Below are 18,437 nucleotides of genomic sequence, written 5' to 3'. Positions count from 1 at the left end.
AATCAGCTGTTTCCTTACGCCTTTCAACCGGCGCATCTTGTTGATGAACGCCTCCATGATGATGATGGTCACCACCGGAAACAGCTCGGCATTGTCCTTTATCGAGTCAATCTCGAAGACCACGAACCGTTTGTGCAGCAGGTCGATGTTCTCCGCCGAGTTGAGCAGGAAGTCGTAGCGTCCGCCCCGGTAGTACTGCCTCAGGGTGGTCAGGAAATTGTCTATGTTGAAGTCCGACTTCTCCACCTTGATGTAGCGTTCCTCCATTTCCTTGCGGTACACGTCCCGCATGTATTCGTAGAACGAGTCGAACGACGGCACGATGCCCTTGTCCTGACCGAGCAGCTGGATATAGGCGTCCACCGCGCTTCCCAGCTCCGCCGATTCCGTTTTCGTGGCGGGTTCGTTCTCGCTTTTCCACAGCGTCAGCAGCAGCGTCTTGATGCTGTCCTTCTTTTCCACGTCGAACACCCCGTCATCCGTGTAGAACGGGTTGAACGAGATGGGCTTCTCCTCCGTATAGGTGAAGTAGATGCCGTCCTTTCCGTGCGTGCGGCGGTGTATCATCTCGCACAGTCCCTGATAGGAGTTTCCCGTGTCCACCAGTACCACGTGCGTGCCCTGCTCGTAATACTGTCTGACCAAGTGGTTCATGAAGAACGACTTGCCGCTTCCGCTCGGTCCCAGCACGAACTTGTTGCGGTTCGTGGTGATGCCGCGCTTCATCGGCAGGTCGGATATGTCGATATGCAGCGGCTTGCCGCAGATACGGTCTGCCATGCGGATGCCGAAAGCCGAGGGCGAGTCCCGGTAGTTGGTCTCTCCGGCGAACAGGCATACCGCCTGCTCGACAAACGTGTGGAACGATTCCTCTGCCGGAAAGTCCGCCGCATTGCCCGGTATGCCCGCCCAGAACAGCGTCGGGCAGTCCGTCGTGTTGTGGCGGGGCACGCATCCCATCGAGGCCAGCTGGCTCCCCACGTCGTTCCTTATCCGTTTCAGCTCCTCCGTGTCGTCGCTCCACGCCATCACGTTGAAGTGGGCGCGGACGGACTTCAGCCCCTGTGAGTGGGCTTCGTTCAGATATTCCTCTATCCACTCGCAGTTGATGGCGTTCTGGCGGCTGTAGCGCGAGAGCGACTGCATGTTCCTTGCCGACTTCTCGAAGCGGCGCAGCTCCTCGTCGCTGTTGCCGACAAACACGTACTGGTTGTAGATATGGTTGCAGGGCAGCAGCAGTCCCAGCGGGGCGGCAAACGACAGGCGGCAGTCCGAGCGGTCGGTCGAGAGCCGTTCGTAACGGCTGTCCGTGGCTACCGCAGCCGGCAGGTCTTCCGTGTCCGACAGCGTGTGCAGGCACAGGCGCTTGTCGCCGATGCGCATCTCCTCCGCGCTCATGGCGATGTCTTCCAGACACGCCGTATCCTCCGTTGTCAGTGCCAGGTATCTGCCTATGATACCCGTTTCCTTTTCCGTTCCCGTAATCTCATCGTCCCTCAGGCGGCGCAGGCGGACGTGTCCCGAATCGTTCAGGATGCGGGCGAACTGTTCCACCGCCTCCATGAACTTCAGCGCCGTCTCCCTGTCCTGTATCTCCTTCGGGATGATATGTCCGCGGCATAGCGTGCTCCAGTTGCTCTGCCGCCTCATGCGTTCCTTCGTCGTCTTGGTCAGGAACAGATAGCTCCTGTGGCTCAGATACGGGCGCTCGTTGAAGTGCATCCCGTTGCTCCGTGCCAGGAAGCCCGTACCTTCCTTCTCCCAGTCGGGGCGGTACAGCTCCTTCATATACCAGTCCTGCTTGTGCAGTACCGAATAGTCGGGCAGTACCTTGATTGCCTTGCACCACGTGGCATGGATACTCTCGTATTCTTCCGCCGTTACGGTATAGACCTCCGGCAGCTCCACCTCGAAGGCTGCGGTGATGTCTGCATCCTTCGAGATGATGCACCCGTGTTCCACCGCCAGCAGCGGGAACCGGCTCTCCAGTGTGGTGGCTTTCATTACGTTTCTCATTCTTTCCTTCCTTTCCTTTTTCGTCTCAACAGATGGGACACCCGTCTGCGGTGGAGCAGGTAGCGCGGGCGCATCCGTGCAGCGCCCAGCTTCATCAGTCCGTGCTGGCCGTACTTCGCGTTCAGCCGGAACGTGATCCATACCACGGCGGAAGCCGCCGTGACTCCCAGGCCGATGCAGACCCACTGGCTCACGCCTGCCATGTACAGGATGACAAACAGGAGGAAGGCGGCAAGCAGCCCGCCCGCAAACACGAACAGGTACTGCGCCTTCAGCCCCTTGAACTCCACCGGACTACCGATGCCCTTGTTTACCGGGTATTTTTCGCGCTTAGCGCTCAACAATTCGTCAGCCATTGTCCTTTTATCTTAATTATATATGGAAAACGCCTGTTTAGAGAAAGAACGAGCGTAAAATGGTCGCACTCACTATCAGGAAGATACAGGCTCCGAACCAGCTTGCGGCGGTCTTGCTCGTGTCCGGATCACCGGACGAGAACTTGCCATAGACCTTGATGCCTCCTATGAGTCCCACTACCGCGCCGATGGCATAGATGAGCTTTGTCGCCGGGTCGAAATACGAGGTCACAAGATTGGTTGCCTCCGTGATGCCCGCCATGCCGTTGCCCTGTGCAAAGGCGGAAATGTTTGCAGCCGTCAGAAGGACTGCCAGAATGATTTGTTTTTTCTTCGATGTTTCTGTCATAATCTTTTCTTGTTTTTATGCCTCCGGGCGGGATATTCCCTTCGGCGGTTGATACTTTTCTTTAATTTTTGCGGCTTCGGATAAAGCCGGCTTCTGGATTTAGTGGTCCGGTGGCTGGCCGGGATTTCAGCCGTAGTCAATTTTCTTTTTTCGCATCTTCGTTGCATCTTTTATTCGTTATACATAGTCGCGGATGTTGAAATCCTCGAATCTCTCCGGCATGGCAGGCGGCCTTCTCAGTGTGGCACTTGCCGTTGATGCGGCAGGTGGGGCAGGTATCGAGTCCAGATAGTAGTCCATCAGTTCGTCCAGTCTCCTGCGTGTCGCCTCCGAGCTGCGTTCTATCAGGGCAAACAGTTCGTTACCCTTCATTTCGCAGAATACCATTCCTGCATGGCGCCGTTCATCTCCCGTGGCGTCCGCTTTCTTCGCCGTGCGTACGGCGAGGTCGATGTCCTCAAACGTGAACCCTTCGGCAGTATCCGGTTCCGCATCCGGCTCTTCGTCCCCGTCATATCCGGCTATGTCCGACACCCGTCTGTCCGTAAACACCTCGTCCAGCTCCTCGTCCGGTATCCGGCGGCGGTGTGCGTCCGTGCCGTCCTCCTGTGCTTCGTCGGCAAAGGTAACGTCCTTCTCGTCCACCTCTTCGCTTCGTATTTCCGTGGCGGCATTTGGCGCTGGTGTGGCAGTCTGTGGCTTCGTTTCCGGCATTCTGAAGCGGCTTCTGCCCACGATCTCGGAAGCCGCCGTCCTGTTCCCGCCGTCCTTTCCGTTCTTCTCTCGGGTTGTGTCTCCCGTCCTGCGTTCCCATGTCAGGTAGATGACCATCCACATGTTGAAGGCCATCAGCAGCACTATCAGCAGCGTCGCCATAGGCTAAAGCGGTTGCGGTTTCTCCCGGCACATCAGGGAGGCGGTCCCGTCCCCGGATGTCTGCGGGTGTTCTTCCGGTATGTTCCCTCTCTGTCCGCCTGTGGCGCTGCCGTCACCGGCCAGGGCACGCACGGGGAGCGTGAGCCTGCCGTGTGTCTCCTTTTTCCTGTCTGTCTTGAAAAATCTTCCCATTGTCTTTTCCTTTCTTTTTGGATGAATAATCAGCAAATGTCCTCATAGCTCTTTTTGTAGAGCTTGCGTATCACTTCCTCATACTCGCGGAAGTGCTCTTCCAGTACGCGGTCCACATAGACCGACAGGGTAAGCCCGTTCTTGCCGATAACCTGCACGATGCGCTGTATCCGCTCGTGGTAGCTCTTGCGTATATAGGCTGTCTTGCCGGAGCATACCGGGATTTTCGGGGCGTTCAGGAAGCGTTCCAGATATTCCTCTTCCTTTCCCTTTCCGGTCCTTGGGGTCTTCTGTGGAGCCTTTGTCCTCTCTGCTGCGGGTTTTCCGCCTGCATTTGCTTCTGCCTTGTCCTCCACCTCGGGGGCGGACGCGGGCATCTCCGGACGGAACGAGTCCAGAAACTTGCCGGGATCAATATCGACATCGAGTTTCTTTGCCATCCGTTCAGCGGTTTACTATTTCCAGTATCTCTTCCGCCAGCGCGTCTATGCCGCTGCCCTTTGCCAGTGTCCTGTCCGGAGGCAGCAGCGTCGAGCGGAACAGCGGGCGGTCGCCTTCCTCGGCACCTTCCTTGCGGAAACGCTTGCTGTCCGGCAGGCTCGTCTTCAGCACCTCAAGCCCCATTCCGGCGATTACCTTCTCGTAGATGTCGTACAGGTCGGTCTTCTCGCGCCGGTCCACCATGTTCCACAGCAGGCGGATGCCCTTTATGTTCGACTTTCCCGTCGTCACCAGCGTGTCGTTCAGTATGCCCGCATATTTCAGCGAGCTTTCCATGATAAAGCGGTCGGCGGCTATGGGACAGAATATATAGTCCATCGTCGCCACCGTCTTTATCAGTCCCATGTTGTTTACCGTACCCGTCAGGTCGAAGAATACAAAGTCGGGCGGTGTCTCCGATTCCACAAACGGCCTTGCCGCTTCCACCGCATGGTCCGGATGGCTCCCGACTATCGGGTACGCACGTTTGCCCAGGCGTTTGAACTGCTCGTAGGCAGCCCTGCGCAGGTGCGGGTTGCGTTCGATGTTCTTCAGGTCACGTTCGCGCATGTCCTTCAGGCTGAACTGGGGATAGTCGCAGTCCACGACTGCCACGTCGTATCCCTTCACATAATACAGGTAACTCGCCATCAGCACGGTGAGTGTCGTTTTGCCGGCTCCTCCCTTCTGGGTGGAGAAGGCGATGAACAGGGGTTCTTTCTTCATGCTTCCTTGTCTTTTGTTCGTTATACTTCAGTTTGTTTTCCCGGCAGGCGTCCCTGCGTCCGCACTGGCGTGTCCGCTTGGCGGCAGGGATGCCGGCCCTTGCGCACGCCGGGCTGTCTCCATGCCCGTCAGCCTGTGTGTACCATTGCCGGCGTGCCGGTTCCCCGGTCTGCCTGTCCGTGTTCCCGCCGGTATGCCTGCGTGCCGGCAGGCAGGCATACTGGCAGTGTGGCGGACAATGCGGCGTGCCAGCTGGTGGGCCTGCCGGTTTTCCTGTCCGCAAAGGAAGGGGCATTTTCCCGTATCTGTATCACTTCGGGTCCTCGTGGCAGCATTTGGCGCCGATGTGGAAGTCTGTGGCTTTTTCCGGCGGTTCCGCGGCTCTGTCCCGCACCCTAACTTTGCACCCACGACGGCAGACTGACGCCTCAGGTGTATGCCGGGCTTCCGTTTTCTCTTTTGGGCAGCTCCGGGGTACCGGTTGGCCGGTACCCTGTCCCGTGGGTGATGGCAGGTTGGCTTTCCAATCCGTCGCGGACGGATTCTTATTAGCAACCGCTAATAGCAAGGTGTCCTTTGAGTAACTCAAAGGGTTTCCGGTTACTCCCGGAAACGACCTTGCCCCATGCGGGGAGGGGCTTCCTCTCCGGAGTCGGGAAGCCTGTCTCCCGGCTGCGCCGTGTCTGCGGATGCTGCCGTCCGGCACATTTTTATACAAACCACTAAATCCTTATGTAAGATGAACAGAAATGGTAAAGGAAACGGAGCGGAAGGCTCCAAATGGGGGCGGCATCCCAAGGAAAGCCTCAAGTCGCACTGCGTGATGGTGCGTTTCGACAATGAGGAATGGCTGAAGTTCCTCTCCATGCACGAGAAGTCCGGCGTATATGCAAGGGCGGTGTTTCTCAAGGCACACTTTTTCAGGCAGCCCTTCCGGGTACTGGTCACGGACAGGACGCTGCTGGATTACTGCACGAAGCTCTCCGCTTTCCATGCGCAGTACCGCATGGTAGGCAACAACTACAACCAGGTGGTCAGGGAGCTGCGCTGTCATTTTTCGGAGAAGAAGGCGATGGCATTGCTCTACCGTCTGGAGAAGTGTACCGGGGAGCTGGCCGCCCTGACGCAGCAGGTCATGGAGCTGTCACGTGAGTTCCGGCAGAAGCTGTCGGAAAAGGAGGAAAAGTCATGATAGCGAAAATTACCGTAGGCACGTCACTGTACGGTGCGCTTGCCTACAACGGGCAGAAGGTGAACGAAGGCGAAGGCAGGCTCCTTGCCGTAAACCGGATTTTCGACGACGGCAGCGGACATGTGGACATAGCCCGTGCCGAGCAGGACTTCAAGCGCTTCATGCCTGAGCAGGTACGCACTCGGAATAAGGTCATCCATATTTCCCTCAATCCGCACCCCGACGACCGCCTGACCGACGTGGAGCTGGAACAGCTCGCACGCGAGTATCTCGACAGGCTGGGCTACGGCAACCAGCCTTATCTCGTGTTCAAGCACGAGGACATCAGCCGCCACCACCTGCACATCGTTTCCGTCAATGTGGACGAACGGGGCAGGCGGCTCAACCGTGACTTCATCCACCGCCGCAGCAAGCGCATCACCTCCGAGCTGGAAAAGAAGTACGGGCTGCACCCGGCTGACCGCTGCCAGCTCCGTACCGACAACCCGCTCCGCCGGGTGGACGTATCGCAGGGCGACGTGAAGCGGCAGGTCTCGAATGTCGTAAAGGCGGTCATGGCAACCTACAAGTTCCGGACAATGGGCGAATACCGCGCTCTGCTCTCGCTCTACAACGTCACGGTGGAGGAAGCCCACGGCATGGTGGACGGGCGCGAGTACCACGGGCTGGTCTATTTTCCGCTATCGCCCGACAACTCATCCGCCACCAACGGTGCCGAGAACAAGGTGGGCAATCCTTTCAAGGCCTCCCGTATCGGCAAGTCCGTCGGCTACGAAGCCGTGCAGCGCAGGTTTGAATTTTCCAAAGGGCAGATCCGCGACAAGCGTCTGGCGGAGACGACCCGCCGTACCGTCGCCGCCGCCCTTGCCCGGACATACCGCCGCGAGGAGTTTCTCGCCCTGCTCAAAGCGAAAGGTGTGGATGTGGTGTTCCGCTACACCGACGAGGGGCGCATCTACGGGGCGACCTTCATCGACCACCGCACGGGCTGTGTTCTCAACGGCTCGCGTTTGGGCAAGGAGTTTTCCGCCAACGCCTTGCAGGAGCATTTCACCCTGCCGTATGCCGGTACTCCGCCCATGCCTTTCACTGTTGCGGTGGACGTGCAGCAGCCCGAAGACCGTCCCGTCGTGGAACGCGACGAGGGGGATTCCTCCGGCTTGGGCTTGCTCGGTGGCGACACTTCGGGCGCACAGGCGGAGGAAGCCGCCTTCGAGCGCGACCTCAAGCGCAGGCGGAAAAAACGCCGCAAGGGACAGGGATTATAATTCAGTCATTCACACTTAAAAACAGAAACAGATTATGTCACAACAGGAAGACGATTTGAGGGCACTGGCGAAAATCATGGACTTTCTCCGTGCCGTGAGCATTATTCTGGTGGTCATCCACCTCTACTGGTATTGTTATGAAGCCGTAAGGCTGTGGGGCATCGAAATCGGTGTCGTGGACAGGGTGCTGATGAACTTCAACCGCACCGCCGGGCTGTTCCATCACATTCTCTACACGAAACTCTTTGCCCTTCTGCTGCTCGCGCTCTCGTGCCTCGGCACGAAGGGTGTCAAGGAGCAGAAAATCACTTGGCACAGGATTTGGGCGGTGCTTGCCGCCGGGCTTCTGCTGTTCTTTCTGAACTGGTGGATATTGTCCCTGCCGCTCCCGGTGGAGGCGGTCGCCGGTTTCTACACCGCTTCGATGGCGGCGGGCTATGTCTGCCTGCTCATGGCGGGCACATGGATGAGCCGTCTTTTGCGTACCAACCTCATGGAAGACGTGTTCAATGTCGAGAACGAGAGTTTCATGCAGGAAACCCGCCTCATGGAGAACGGATATTCCGTCAATCTGCCCACACGTTTCTACTACAGGAAGAAATGGAACAATGGCTATATCAATGTGGTAAACCCCTTCCGTGCCACCATCGTACTGGGTACGCCGGGCAGCGGAAAGTCCTATGCCGTGGTGAACAGCTTTATCAAACAGCAGATTGAGAAGGGCTTTGCGATGTACATCTACGACTTCAAGTTCAGCGACCTTTCCACCATTGCCTACAACCACCTGCTGAACCACATGGACGCATATAGGGTCAGGCCGAAGTTCTACGTCATCAACTTCGACGACCCGCGGCGCTCGCACCGCTGCAATCCCATCCATCCGGATTTCATGGAGGACATCACCGATGCCTACGAGAGTGCCTACACGATAATGCTCAATTTGAACAAGACCTGGGTGCAGAAGCAGGGCGACTTCTTTGTCGAGTCTCCGATTATCCTGTTCGCCGCCGTGATATGGTTCCTCCGTATCTATCAGGACGGGAAATACTGCACCTTTCCCCATGCCATCGAGCTGCTCAACCGCCGTTACGAGGACCTGTTCCCGATTCTCACCAGCTATCCCGAACTGGAGAACTACCTTTCCCCGTTCATGGACGCCTGGCAGGGCGGGGCGATGGAACAGCTCGCCGGTCAGATAGCCTCGGCAAAGATTCCGCTCTCGCGCATGATTTCCCCGCAGCTCTACTGGGTCATGTCCGACAGTGAGTTCACGCTCGACATCAACAATCCCGACGAGCCGAAGATTCTCTGTGTCGGCAACAATCCCGACCGCCAGAATATCTACGGGGCGGCGTTGGGGCTGTACAACTCGCGCATCGTAAAGCTCGTGAACAAGAAGGGCAGGCTCAAATCCTCCATTATCATCGACGAGCTGCCCACGATTTACTTCAAGGGACTGGACAACCTGATTGCCACCGCCCGGAGCAACAAGGTTTCCACCCTGCTGGGTTTTCAGGACTTTTCCCAGCTCAAGCGTGACTACGGCGACAAGGAGGCCGCCGTGGTCATGAACACCGTCGGCAACATCTTTTCCGGTCAGGTCGTGGGCGAGACCGCCAAGACCCTTTCCGAGCGTTTCGGCAAGATTCTCCAGAGGCGGCAGAGCATCACCATTAACCGCGAGGACAAGTCCACCTCCATTAACACGCAGATGGAGAGCCTTATCCCGGCGAGCAAGATTTCCACACTCACGCAGGGCATGTTCGTCGGGGCGGTCGCCGACAACTTCAGCGAGCGTATCGAGCAGAAGATTTTCCATTGCGAGATTGTGGTCGATGCCGAGAAAGTGAAGCGTGAGGAACAGGCTTACCGGCCTATACCCGTCATCACCGACTTTACCGATGCCGGCGGCAACGACCGCATGAAGGAGATGATCCAGGATAACTACAACCGTATCCGCGCCGAGGTCCGGCAGATTGTTGCCGACGAGTTGCAGCGCATACAGTCCGACCCCGAACTGCAATACCTCCTCAGCGGCAGATAACCGGATATACGGTCAGATGAAAAGAGAAAATCCGTAGCACGTACAGCCTTTCCCTGTCGTGTTACGGATTTTCCTTTTTTGTCTGTTCCCGTTATAAATAAAGAACGCCCCCCAAGTATGCTGCCTTTCATTGTCTGAGAGACTTATTTTCTTTTTCTTGTATATATCACATAAGCAATCAACTTCAAACTCCCCAATAAATATTTTAGAATTGAATATTCTCCGTCATGCCAAAACTATAATGAAAGATTACAACACTTTTATTGAGTTATGATTTTTTTCATGTACTTTAGTTTCTAAATCCTTACAGTACTGCAAACCGTGATATTACTAACAATATAAATAGAAGCGGTAATTTCTGCATCTAATTTCTATGTTTTGACAAAATCATTGCAAGATCTACCGATTATTCTATTGGTATTCTGTTTTCTATTCGTAAGATATAATTCGTATCTGAAAAGAAACGATCCATACGTGCGGCTTGCCCTGTTCGAAAATATGGCTTCTCGCTATTGGCTATGTAGGCTTTCTTTATGGAAAAATTCTGTGCCTCCTTCTGTTGCTCAAAATAACCAATTGTAGATCGTAATTGCTGCTCGCCATCCTTTATCCATTGACTACCCTTGAGCTTCCTCTGTTTCAATTCCACAAATATGATTGTATCTTTATAAAACAGAAAGCCGTCACAGCGATTGTCCATATTTCCATCCGCTCTGCGCAATTCAATACAATGGTCAACTGGTACGAAATTTACTTTTATTTGAGGATAATTATCTACAGCCGCAATCCAGTCCTGCCCCTGCTTCTCAGCAATATAAGCCTTTTCAGCAGCAGGAGCCGGACGGTCGCATATACCAAATTTACGTTTACTCGATGAAGTAATATGTTCTTTAGGGAAAAAATTTATCATAACTCCTGTTGTATTTCCAATAAATTAGCAAAATCTTCGTTAGTCCTTTCCAACATATTGTTGAGAAAATTATCATCTGAAGGAAGTCCATTATATGTATCTAATATTTCTACTGTTCCTTCCACCTCATTGAATTCATAAATAGCTATTTCATCAGGCTGTATAGCTGACTTAATAGGGAAAACAGAATCTATCTTTTCCCGTATTTCGTCTGATAGCGAATGATCTTTCAATAGTAGCCCTGCTTTGATAGCGATAGTCAAACCGTTAATAAGATATGGACTATGTGTAGTAACAATCAACATGTTGGCATCCAATGAATTGTTAAATGCTAACAGGTGTTTCATAATCATCCATTGAGACTCCGGATAAAGATTTTGCTCAGGTTCTTCTACTATATTTATGAATGCTGATTTGTTGAATCTGGCTGATACAGCTGAAAGGGCTATTCTTCGTTGTTCGTCTGTCAAGTTTGGCATATTCCATATATTAGCAACTTCTGCTTCAAACCGTTTCGCTTCATCGCTACTCATTTTTTGAGCATTATTTGCCTGACTTTTTACAGACTCTGATAAATGCAAGGAAACCAAATACAGCGGTACGATTGATTGGAACCCACTGGATGCCTCCATGAGCTTAACTTTGTAACCTTCTCCTTTTACAGATACTATATCATTTTGTTTGTTGTATTCAAGTTGTGCATTATTTATAGGAAGTTCAAGACCTCCTTTAATACGTTGCTTGGCATTGTTGTATTCCGTTAAGAAGACCAGTAAAGCATCTGGCAAGTCTTTAATCAAATTAGGTCTATTAACCATACTGATGAAATTTCTCTCAGCTGGTACATACATAATTTGTGGAAGTACATATCTGTTAAATGTATCTGTTCTTTTTTCAATGATAAATTCACCTTGTTTAGTGTAAGTAAATTTGTATGCATTTCCTTCATAGATAATCTCAGTACGTTCCTTTATAAAGTAATTTGAAATACGATGGTAGCCACAATATTTATTCTTAAACTTGGTGGTAGTAAATTCTTTTTCTTTGAAATCACCTCGTGTTAAAACCTTCTCCATCCATGTAAAGGTGGAAATTAATTTGGCAACTGTACTTTTACCGCTACCTTGATTGCCGGTAAATACAGTTACTTTTTTTATATCTATCCATTCGTCCTTTACGGACTTTGGCTCTTTTATCGGACCGAAATTTTTAATTTTTATTCTACTCATATATTTATTGTATAGACTTGTCGCAAAGATAGTATTTCTAAATGAGATGACCTAATCGCTGATATACATCATTTTCCACTAACATAAATACCTTTCCAATTTTACTGAAAATGTTTTTCTACATATAGTTGAAACTTTGAAATCCCGTATTTCTAATATAGTTGTAAAGTGGAACATCATGCTGAAAGAACTCCTTCAGATCTGCATTTCTGCATGAAAAAAACTGCAATCTGCAATAGCTTTCTCATCTTATGGAAAGAAACTGCATTTATCTAACAGGAATCCCATACTTACAACATATTGGCTTTTTTCAATATGGCACGGGCTATTTTCACCTGCTTGCTGAAATCTGTTTTCTCCTTCTTTTGGTAAGCCTTGTCCGCTTCCTTCACGAAACGTTCGGCTTCTTTCCCTTTCAGCGTAGGAATTGCTTTGATTTCTAATGCCATAATATATTGTATTATAATTGTTTCTGCAAAGGTATTCTTTTCTTGTGGATAATTACGGTAAAGGCAGATTTTTCTTTTTTCACCGCCTCTTCCGTTCCGCCTCCTCGTCCCGCATCATCCTGCGGTTCAGCCGTTCCGCCGCTCTGTCAAAGAAATACGTCCGGCTCTCGTTCTTCCGCCGCTTGATGTCCGCATAGGTGTTGTAGCACTGGTTCTCCTTTATCTCCACACCGAACATGCGGCAGAATCTCGCCAGCAGCTCCTTGATGCCCGTTTCCCCTCCGTTGATGAGCTTCATTTCGTCCAGACCGTAAATCAGTTCCACCAGCTCGGCCGTGCTTCCCGTCCACTGCATCGCTGCGGCTTCGTCCTGCCTTTGGTTTGTCTTTTCGCCTCCGTCAAAGGCTCCGCCTCGATGCAGCCGTACCTGGTAATATTTCAGCATCTTGCGCACGAACGACAGGGCCTTTCTCACATATATGCTGCGGCTGGAGTCCGTCTCCTGCATGGCATCGTGGTATTGCAGTTCCGTTTCCGCATAGCTCAGTGCGAAAACTGTCCGGCAGACACTTTCCCTTTCCTTGCACAGGGACACTACTGTGGTCGTGAACTCGTTGTATGCGGTTCCCAATCCGGTAGAGCCGGGGTTGCCTATCAGTCGGAAGAAGTCTGTTTCTGTCAATATGAGGTGTTCCATTCTCTTTCAGTTTTATGTTATTACACTTGGTTTGAAGTGTGCGCACATAAAACTATGGGACAAATAGCGGTCCTGCGGGAGTGTTTTTCTTTAAGTATGGATATATCACACTGATATTCAGCGAAATATTTGCTGAAAATATTTTTTGGAGCTTTTCCCAACGCCTCATTTTTTGTTCAGAATCTGAACGTACGTTCACTTTTTGAACGTACCGGGCGTTCATTTTCCGAACGTCACCACCCGTTGGCGGGGTGTTTTCCGTCCGTAGGCTATCCGTACCATTCCGTCCTTCCATTGTCTGCTTCCCGTGCATGTCCATTCGCTTTCGGGCAGCGACGACTGGAACAGCCTGCTGCCGTTTCCCGCAATGACGGGAACCATGTAGAGGATGATTTCATCCACAAGCCGCATCCGTATCATGCCGTTGATGATGCCTGCCGTCTTTTCGGTTGCTTCTATCAGATAGTTCAGGGAGTCGTCGGTCTGTTCGGTCCGGTTGGAGAGGAGTGTAAGCGACGTGTCTTCTGTCAGGACGCAGGTGGCAGCCTCTTTCAGCGCACCTATCCCGTACTGGTCGGAACCAAGCCATCGCCCGGACAGACCGGTTGTTTCTGCCGGACAGCCGTCCATCGTCAGGACGGCAAGTAATCGGACTTTTGCCATAGCGGTCATTCTGTTGCGACCGGAAGCCGTAAAATAAAAAATAGCGTGCAATACACGTTATCTCTAATGGAGGCTCTGGTAAAGCCTATCGGGAAATATACGCGAATGCACGCTATGCCAAGGCATAGCATAAGCATCACGCAATCGCTCCCGATGTCGAAATTTACCAGATTTCCATTAGAACGCCTTGCGGTCTTATTCTATACTATATCTTAGTCGGTACGGGAAACCGTGTTTCTCCGTACCGTTTTTCTCCTATGTTCATGCAAAGATAGGATTTTCAGTCGAAATTTTCTCATTTTTCGCTCTTTTTCTGCATGATACCGTATTCTTTCATCTTGTTGTACAGGGTCGTGCGGCTGATACCCAGCAGTCCGGCAGTCACTTCGCGGTTCCCGTCCGCCTGTGCCAGTGCCCGCACGATGCGTTCCCTTTCCTCATTCCCGTCTTTCAGCAGCAGGGAGCTGCCTGCCTGTGCCGTACTTTCCACTTCCAGTCTGTCGGCTCCTATCAGCCTTCCTTCCGTCAGCAGGACGGCGGAACGCACCGTCTGTTTCAGTTCCCTCACATTTCCTGCCCACATCCGCCTCATGAGTTCCTTTTCCGCCTCCTTGTCGAATCCTTCCGTATGCCGTCCCAGTTCCTCGTTGGCAAGCTCCCGGAAAAACTCCGCAAGGGGCAGTATGTCCTCCCGGCACTCCCGCAGCGGCGGTATCTTGATGACAAATTCCTTCAGGCGGTGATACAGGTCCCGCCGGAAACATCCTTCCTCCACTGTCTTCTCCAGATTCTCGTTGGTCGCCGCCACGATGCGCACATCCGCTTTCCGTTCGCGGGTGCAGCCCGTCGGACGGTAGCATTTGGTCTGCAGCGCACGCAGCAGTTTCTGTTGTACCTCAGCGGGCAGGTTGCCCACCTCATCCAGAAACAGCGTGCCGCCGTCAGCCTCTGCCATGCAGCCCTTCTTTCCGGTTATGGCTCCCGTAAATGCGCCTTTCTCGTATCCGAACAGCTCGGATGCCGCCAGCTCCCGTGTCAGCATACCGCAGTCTATCGCGACAAACGGACCTTTCTGCCGGGTACTCTGCGCATGTATCTTTTCTGCTACGTGTTCCTTGCCAGTGCCGTTCTCTCCAAGTATCAGCACCCCTATATCCGTCGGGGCTACCAGTGAGATACGCCGGTCGATGGTCCGGAATGCGGCACTTCTGCGTTCCAGTATGGGCATGGTATGCCTTCTTTCTGATTTGCGTACCAGCTCACTTATCCTCGGAAGCAGCTTTTCCTGCAGCAGGGTCTTGGGGATATAATCCTCGGCTCCCAGCCTCATGGAGCTGACTGCCGATGCGACCTGCGCATAGTCGGTCATGATGACAAACGGGTTTCTGATACCCGCTTCCCGCATCCGCTCCAGCACTTCCGTACATTCCCCGTCAGGCAGACGCAGGTCCGACAGGATGATGTCCTCTTCGTCCAGTTCTGCCAGCAGCCTCCGTGCCCCGGCGCACTCGTATGCCGTGCGGGTCTCGTAGCCTGCCTTCTCCAGCATTCCGCAGACATGGTCGCGGAATACCGGATTGTCTTCTATCACTATTATTCTTCCCATACCGTTCTCTCCATTTCCTTTCGGGCGAGCCGGATGATGGTTTCGCCCTGACCGGTTACTTTTCCGGCATACTTCCTGATTTCTTCTGCCGTCCCGTTTCCGTGGAGCACGTCATACAGCTCCTGCAGCGGCCCTTCGGCATGTATCAGCATCCACGAGCTGCGGATATGGTGTATCCAGTAGTCCAGTCTGTCCCTGTCACACCTTTCCGCTTCCTCCCGTATGGCGGCCATTTCCTTCTCCGTTTCCCTGACCAGACATTCCAGCCTCTGCCGCTTGTCGCCGTATGCGAACAGCGGGCCGAGGTCTATGCGTGGGGTGCTGTCCTCACCGATACATTCTTCCGCGGCTGCCAGCAGTTCGTCGATGGAGAACGGCTTGTACAGCACCGAGCCGAAGCCAGCGCCTGCCAGTTCCTCTTTCGTGATGCTTTTCGAGCCGGTCACCACCATCACGGGGATGGTGCGTGAGTTGCCTATGTCCGACGTGCGGAGCAGTTCCAGCACCTCATAGCCGCTTGCGTCCTGCATCTTCAGGTCCGTGGTCAGCAGGTCATAGTGTCCCTCGCGCAGCTTCTCCGCCATTTCCCCCGTACTCGTGCAGGTGTCGCAGTGCACCCCGTTCTGCACGAATATGTCGTGTATCATCCCCAGTATGATGCTGTCGTTGTCCAGCGACAACACCGAACATCCGCCCAGTCTTGTCCGCTTCGCTGCTGCCTTGCGGCCTGTCTCTCCGGCTTTCTCCGCCTGGGGCAGCGGCAGCACCACGCTGAAGCGGCTGCCCGTGTTCCGTATGTTCTCCACCGATATGCTGCCCTCCATCAGTTCCGCAAGGCTTTTCACTATCGACAGTCCCAGCCCGAAGCCGTCCTGCGTGGCGGCATTGCTCAGCCGCTCGAACGGCTTGAATATCTGTTCCCGTTTGTCCTTGTCTATTCCTCCTCCGGTATCTTCTACCGCAAGCGTGAATTTCCCTCCGGCATACAGGGCGGTCAGTGTCACGCCCCCGCGTTCCGTAAACTTCAGTGCGTTCGACAGCAGGTTGCTGCCGATACGCAGTATCAGGTTCCTGTCGCCCATGACCACCTCGTCAGCGGCGTTGTTCACCCTGAACTCCAGCCGTTTCTCTTCCATCCGTGCGGCAAACTCCGTTTCCAGTGTTTCCGCCACTCCCGCCAGTCTGAACGGCTTCACCCTGACGGTCTCCTTTCCGTTGTCTATGCGGTAGTAGTCCAGCAGGTTCTCCATCAGTGACCCCATACGCTCTGCCGACTGCCGTATATGCTCCGCGTGCAGCGCCGTTGTCTCCCGGTTCCCGTCCTTCAGTATCAGTTCCGCATTGCCGCGTATGGCGGTCAGCGGTGAGCGCAGGTCGTGCGTCACCGTCTGCATGATGTTTTGTCTGCTTTTTATCAGCTCTTCATTCTCCCGGACCGACCTGCGCAGGCTCTCTATCAGTTCCTCCCGCTGTTTCCTGTCTCTGGTGCGGCGGCGGATGTCCCTCCGGACTACTGCATACAGCAGCACCGCACACAGGACACCTGCCGCCGATATGCCGCATATCAGTGCGAATGCCGTCTCTCTCAGTTCCGCCACCCGCATGTGCCTTTCTTCCATGCGTTTTGTCTCGTCCTGTCCGATTTCCCGTATCAGCCGCGAAAGGTTCCGGTTCAGTATGCTGTTGCGTATTTTCAGTGAGTCCGACAGATGGGAGAATGCCTGTTCCTGCTCTGCCAGTGCCGTACGCATCTCTTCCTCAAACCGCCGCATCTCCGCAATGTGCCGGGTGTTGGGCGTCGTGCTCACCCGTGTGGTCGTGCGTGCCGGTTCTTCTTTCTTTTTCTTGCGGAACAGGCCGAACAGCCCGCCCCGTTTCTTTTCCTCTTCCGGTTCGGTGCGTTCCGTCACTGTCGTTGTCCGTACCGATGCCGTCTGCTCCAGTCCGGGCAGGTGGCGTTCCAGCAGGCTGTCCATGCGGTACACCGTAGTCGGCATATCCACCATCCGCTCGATCAGCCTGCGTTTCTCGTGCAGCAGCCTTACTACCGTGTCTATCCTTGCCGTCTGCGCCGGTTCTCCGTAGTAGCCTTTCAGCCGGTCTATCACCTCCATCGTGTGCGATTCCCGCCGGTCGTATGTATCCATGTCCGAGTCGTCCCACAGCATCGCGCGGTCATTGTCCAGAAACAGTGTGATCAGTCCCCGGTATGCTTCGCTGGCGGCGGTACGCTGCATGAGCAGGCTGCGTTCCTCTGCCTCCGCCTGCTCAAATACCTGCTTTTCGTACCATACGGCCGTGATGATGCCCAGTACGAGCAGTCCCAGTATGAGATAGCCCGACAGGATTTTCAGGTGGAGGGATTCCTTCCATCTTGAAAATGTATTGTTGTTCATGTATTTTCGGATTGTTTTTTAGGCGGTAAGTTAGTGGAACCTTCCCGAAGGGATGTTCCAGATTCTGATAAAAATCAGTGCGCGTTTTTATTGGTTCCAGAAATCCATCCTGCGCTTCTCCCATTTCTCATATCCTATGGCTTTCAGTTCGCACGGACTCATTCCGGTCTGCTTCTGGCAGAAGTCCGCAAAATTGCTTGCCGAGCCGAAGGCGTTGCGCTCGGCTACTTCCTTCAGCGGCAGTTCCACCCGGTATTCCATATCCTCCTCTATGCGCCTTATCCGCTCCCGGCGCAGCCACTCCGATGGCCCCGTGCCGTAGTATGTTTTGAACTTGCGCCGCATCAGCGAATAGCCCATGCCGCACAGTCCGGCAAGTTCCTCGGCCACAAATGTGCGGTGGCCGTAGTGGTTCACTGTCATGCGGAATACCGCCTTGTCCAGTTCCGGCAGCCTGCTCTCGGCGTATGCCATATCCTTTTCCTCTATGCGGAAAGTCTTGCCATACAGCTTGTTGCGTCTTTCCCTGAAGAAATAGTCGCATACCCTGTTTGTCATCTCGTTCGTACGTGCATGGCCTTTCAGTGTATGCAGCACGTCGCATAGCACCAGCATTTCCCGTGTCCGGTATTTCCGTTCCCATGCATCCGTCAGTTCATTGCACATGTAGCAGATCACTTCATACTCGCGTGAGCGGCACAGCATGAGCATCCATGCCCTGAAATCCCTGTCCCTTGCCGACGGTGCTTCCTTATCTTTCCGCAGTGCGCTCACTGCCGCCAGCATCAGCTCCGTGTCATTGCCGTACTCCGCCAGCCGTATTCTCATCTTCGGCAGCGAGTGCCGTTTCTTCACCGACTTCCGTATGCTCTCCGCCAGTTCTTCCATCCGTTCCCTGCACACTTTTGCCCTGTATGCCTCCGCAAGCACCGCCTCTGTAATTCTCAGCTTCATCTTTCTCTGTTTTAATGGTTTATAATGGTTTTCC

Annotated in this window: 19 protein-coding genes; 3 read left to right on the top strand and 16 right to left on the bottom strand. The window is 53.6% G+C overall.

Annotated elements, in window-relative coordinates; all coding sequences use genetic code 11:
- The 8 genes from WKT20_RS15265 to WKT20_RS15230 form a co-directional block, all read right to left on the bottom strand.
- On the bottom strand, positions 1-2,016 hold a 2,016-nt coding region (locus WKT20_RS15265), incomplete at its 3' end, for a TraG family conjugative transposon ATPase (RefSeq protein WP_340417644.1).
- Positions 2,013-2,372, bottom strand: a complete 360-nt coding sequence (locus WKT20_RS15260; protein WP_340417643.1) for a DUF4133 domain-containing protein — start codon at positions 2,370-2,372, stop codon at positions 2,013-2,015. The genes WKT20_RS15265 and WKT20_RS15260, both read right to left, overlap by 4 nt.
- Positions 2,373-2,409: 37 nt before the next feature.
- Positions 2,410-2,721: a DUF4134 domain-containing protein gene (locus tag WKT20_RS15255; RefSeq protein ID WP_018709713.1), complete on the bottom strand. Its 312-nt coding sequence runs from the start codon at positions 2,719-2,721 to the stop codon at positions 2,410-2,412.
- A gap of 177 nt (positions 2,722-2,898) precedes the next feature.
- A complete protein-coding gene (locus WKT20_RS15250; protein ID WP_340417642.1) occupies positions 2,899-3,255 on the bottom strand; it encodes a hypothetical protein in 357 nt (118 codons plus the stop codon).
- The gene (locus WKT20_RS15245; RefSeq protein WP_340417641.1) at positions 3,233-3,628 is read right to left on the bottom strand and encodes a hypothetical protein; all 396 of its coding nucleotides are present in this window, start codon (positions 3,626-3,628) and stop codon (positions 3,233-3,235) included. Before WKT20_RS15245 ends, WKT20_RS15250 begins: the two co-directional genes overlap by 23 nt.
- Positions 3,629-3,818: 190 nt before the next feature.
- Positions 3,819-4,229 (bottom strand): DUF3408 domain-containing protein, encoded by a 411-nt coding sequence (locus tag WKT20_RS15240; RefSeq protein ID WP_340417640.1) that lies wholly within the window; start codon positions 4,227-4,229, stop codon positions 3,819-3,821.
- Positions 4,230-4,233: 4 nt separating this feature from the next.
- Positions 4,234-4,995 carry a ParA family protein gene (locus WKT20_RS15235; protein ID WP_340417639.1) on the bottom strand — a complete coding sequence of 254 codons (762 nt, stop codon included), beginning with the start codon at positions 4,993-4,995 and terminating at the stop codon, positions 4,234-4,236.
- Positions 4,996-5,123: 128 nt separating this feature from the next.
- A complete protein-coding gene (locus WKT20_RS15230) occupies positions 5,124-5,330 on the bottom strand; it encodes a hypothetical protein (RefSeq protein ID WP_340417638.1) in 207 nt (68 codons plus the stop codon).
- 404 nt (positions 5,331-5,734) lie between these two features.
- Here WKT20_RS15230 and mobA point away from each other — a divergent pair, with 404 nt between their 5' ends.
- From mobA to mobC, 3 genes are read left to right on the top strand one after another with little or no spacing between them, the layout of a single operon-like run.
- Positions 5,735-6,187 carry a conjugal transfer protein MobA gene (mobA, locus tag WKT20_RS15225; RefSeq protein ID WP_340417637.1) on the top strand — a complete coding sequence of 151 codons (453 nt, stop codon included), beginning with the start codon at positions 5,735-5,737 and terminating at the stop codon, positions 6,185-6,187.
- Positions 6,184-7,455, top strand: coding sequence for a conjugal transfer protein MobB (gene mobB / locus WKT20_RS15220; protein WP_340417636.1), 1,272 nt, complete (start codon positions 6,184-6,186; stop codon positions 7,453-7,455). The genes mobA and mobB overlap by 4 nt, the downstream gene beginning before the upstream one ends.
- Before the next feature lie 34 nt (positions 7,456-7,489).
- Positions 7,490-9,499, top strand: coding sequence for a conjugal transfer protein MobC (gene mobC, locus WKT20_RS15215; RefSeq protein WP_340417635.1), 2,010 nt, complete (start codon positions 7,490-7,492; stop codon positions 9,497-9,499).
- Between the two features lie 406 nt (positions 9,500-9,905).
- On the opposite strand, the gene WKT20_RS15210 is transcribed toward mobC, so the two are convergent.
- The 8 genes from WKT20_RS15210 to WKT20_RS15175 all read right to left on the bottom strand — a co-directional run.
- Positions 9,906-10,409: a hypothetical protein gene (locus WKT20_RS15210; protein ID WP_018709704.1), complete on the bottom strand. Its 504-nt coding sequence runs from the start codon at positions 10,407-10,409 to the stop codon at positions 9,906-9,908.
- Positions 10,406-11,638, bottom strand: a complete 1,233-nt coding sequence (locus tag WKT20_RS15205) for an AAA family ATPase (RefSeq protein ID WP_340417634.1) — start codon at positions 11,636-11,638, stop codon at positions 10,406-10,408. Before WKT20_RS15205 ends, WKT20_RS15210 begins: the two co-directional genes overlap by 4 nt.
- A 290-nt stretch (positions 11,639-11,928) precedes the next feature.
- Positions 11,929-12,087 (bottom strand): hypothetical protein, encoded by a 159-nt coding sequence (locus WKT20_RS15200; protein ID WP_164470529.1) that lies wholly within the window; start codon positions 12,085-12,087, stop codon positions 11,929-11,931.
- Positions 12,088-12,166: 79 nt separating this feature from the next.
- Positions 12,167-12,784, bottom strand: a complete 618-nt coding sequence (locus WKT20_RS15195) for an RteC domain-containing protein (protein WP_340417633.1) — start codon at positions 12,782-12,784, stop codon at positions 12,167-12,169.
- Between the two features lie 219 nt (positions 12,785-13,003).
- Positions 13,004-13,447 (bottom strand): dihydrofolate reductase family protein, encoded by a 444-nt coding sequence (locus WKT20_RS15190; protein WP_259321033.1) that lies wholly within the window; start codon positions 13,445-13,447, stop codon positions 13,004-13,006.
- Between the two features lie 295 nt (positions 13,448-13,742).
- The gene (locus tag WKT20_RS15185) at positions 13,743-15,053 is read right to left on the bottom strand and encodes a sigma-54-dependent transcriptional regulator (RefSeq protein ID WP_340417632.1); all 1,311 of its coding nucleotides are present in this window, start codon (positions 15,051-15,053) and stop codon (positions 13,743-13,745) included.
- Positions 15,041-17,449, bottom strand: coding sequence for an ATP-binding response regulator (locus tag WKT20_RS15180; RefSeq protein WP_445323289.1), 2,409 nt, complete (start codon positions 17,447-17,449; stop codon positions 15,041-15,043). The genes WKT20_RS15185 and WKT20_RS15180 overlap by 13 nt, the downstream gene beginning before the upstream one ends.
- A gap of 87 nt (positions 17,450-17,536) precedes the next feature.
- Positions 17,537-18,437: helix-turn-helix domain-containing protein (locus WKT20_RS15175; RefSeq protein ID WP_340417630.1), on the bottom strand; the 901-nt coding region annotated here is incomplete at its 5' end.

This window comes from Phocaeicola sp. ICN-14070 (assembly GCF_037892625.1).
Taxonomy (GTDB): domain Bacteria; phylum Bacteroidota; class Bacteroidia; order Bacteroidales; family Bacteroidaceae; genus Phocaeicola; species Phocaeicola plebeius.
This window is presented reverse-complemented; position numbering and strand designations above follow the sequence as displayed.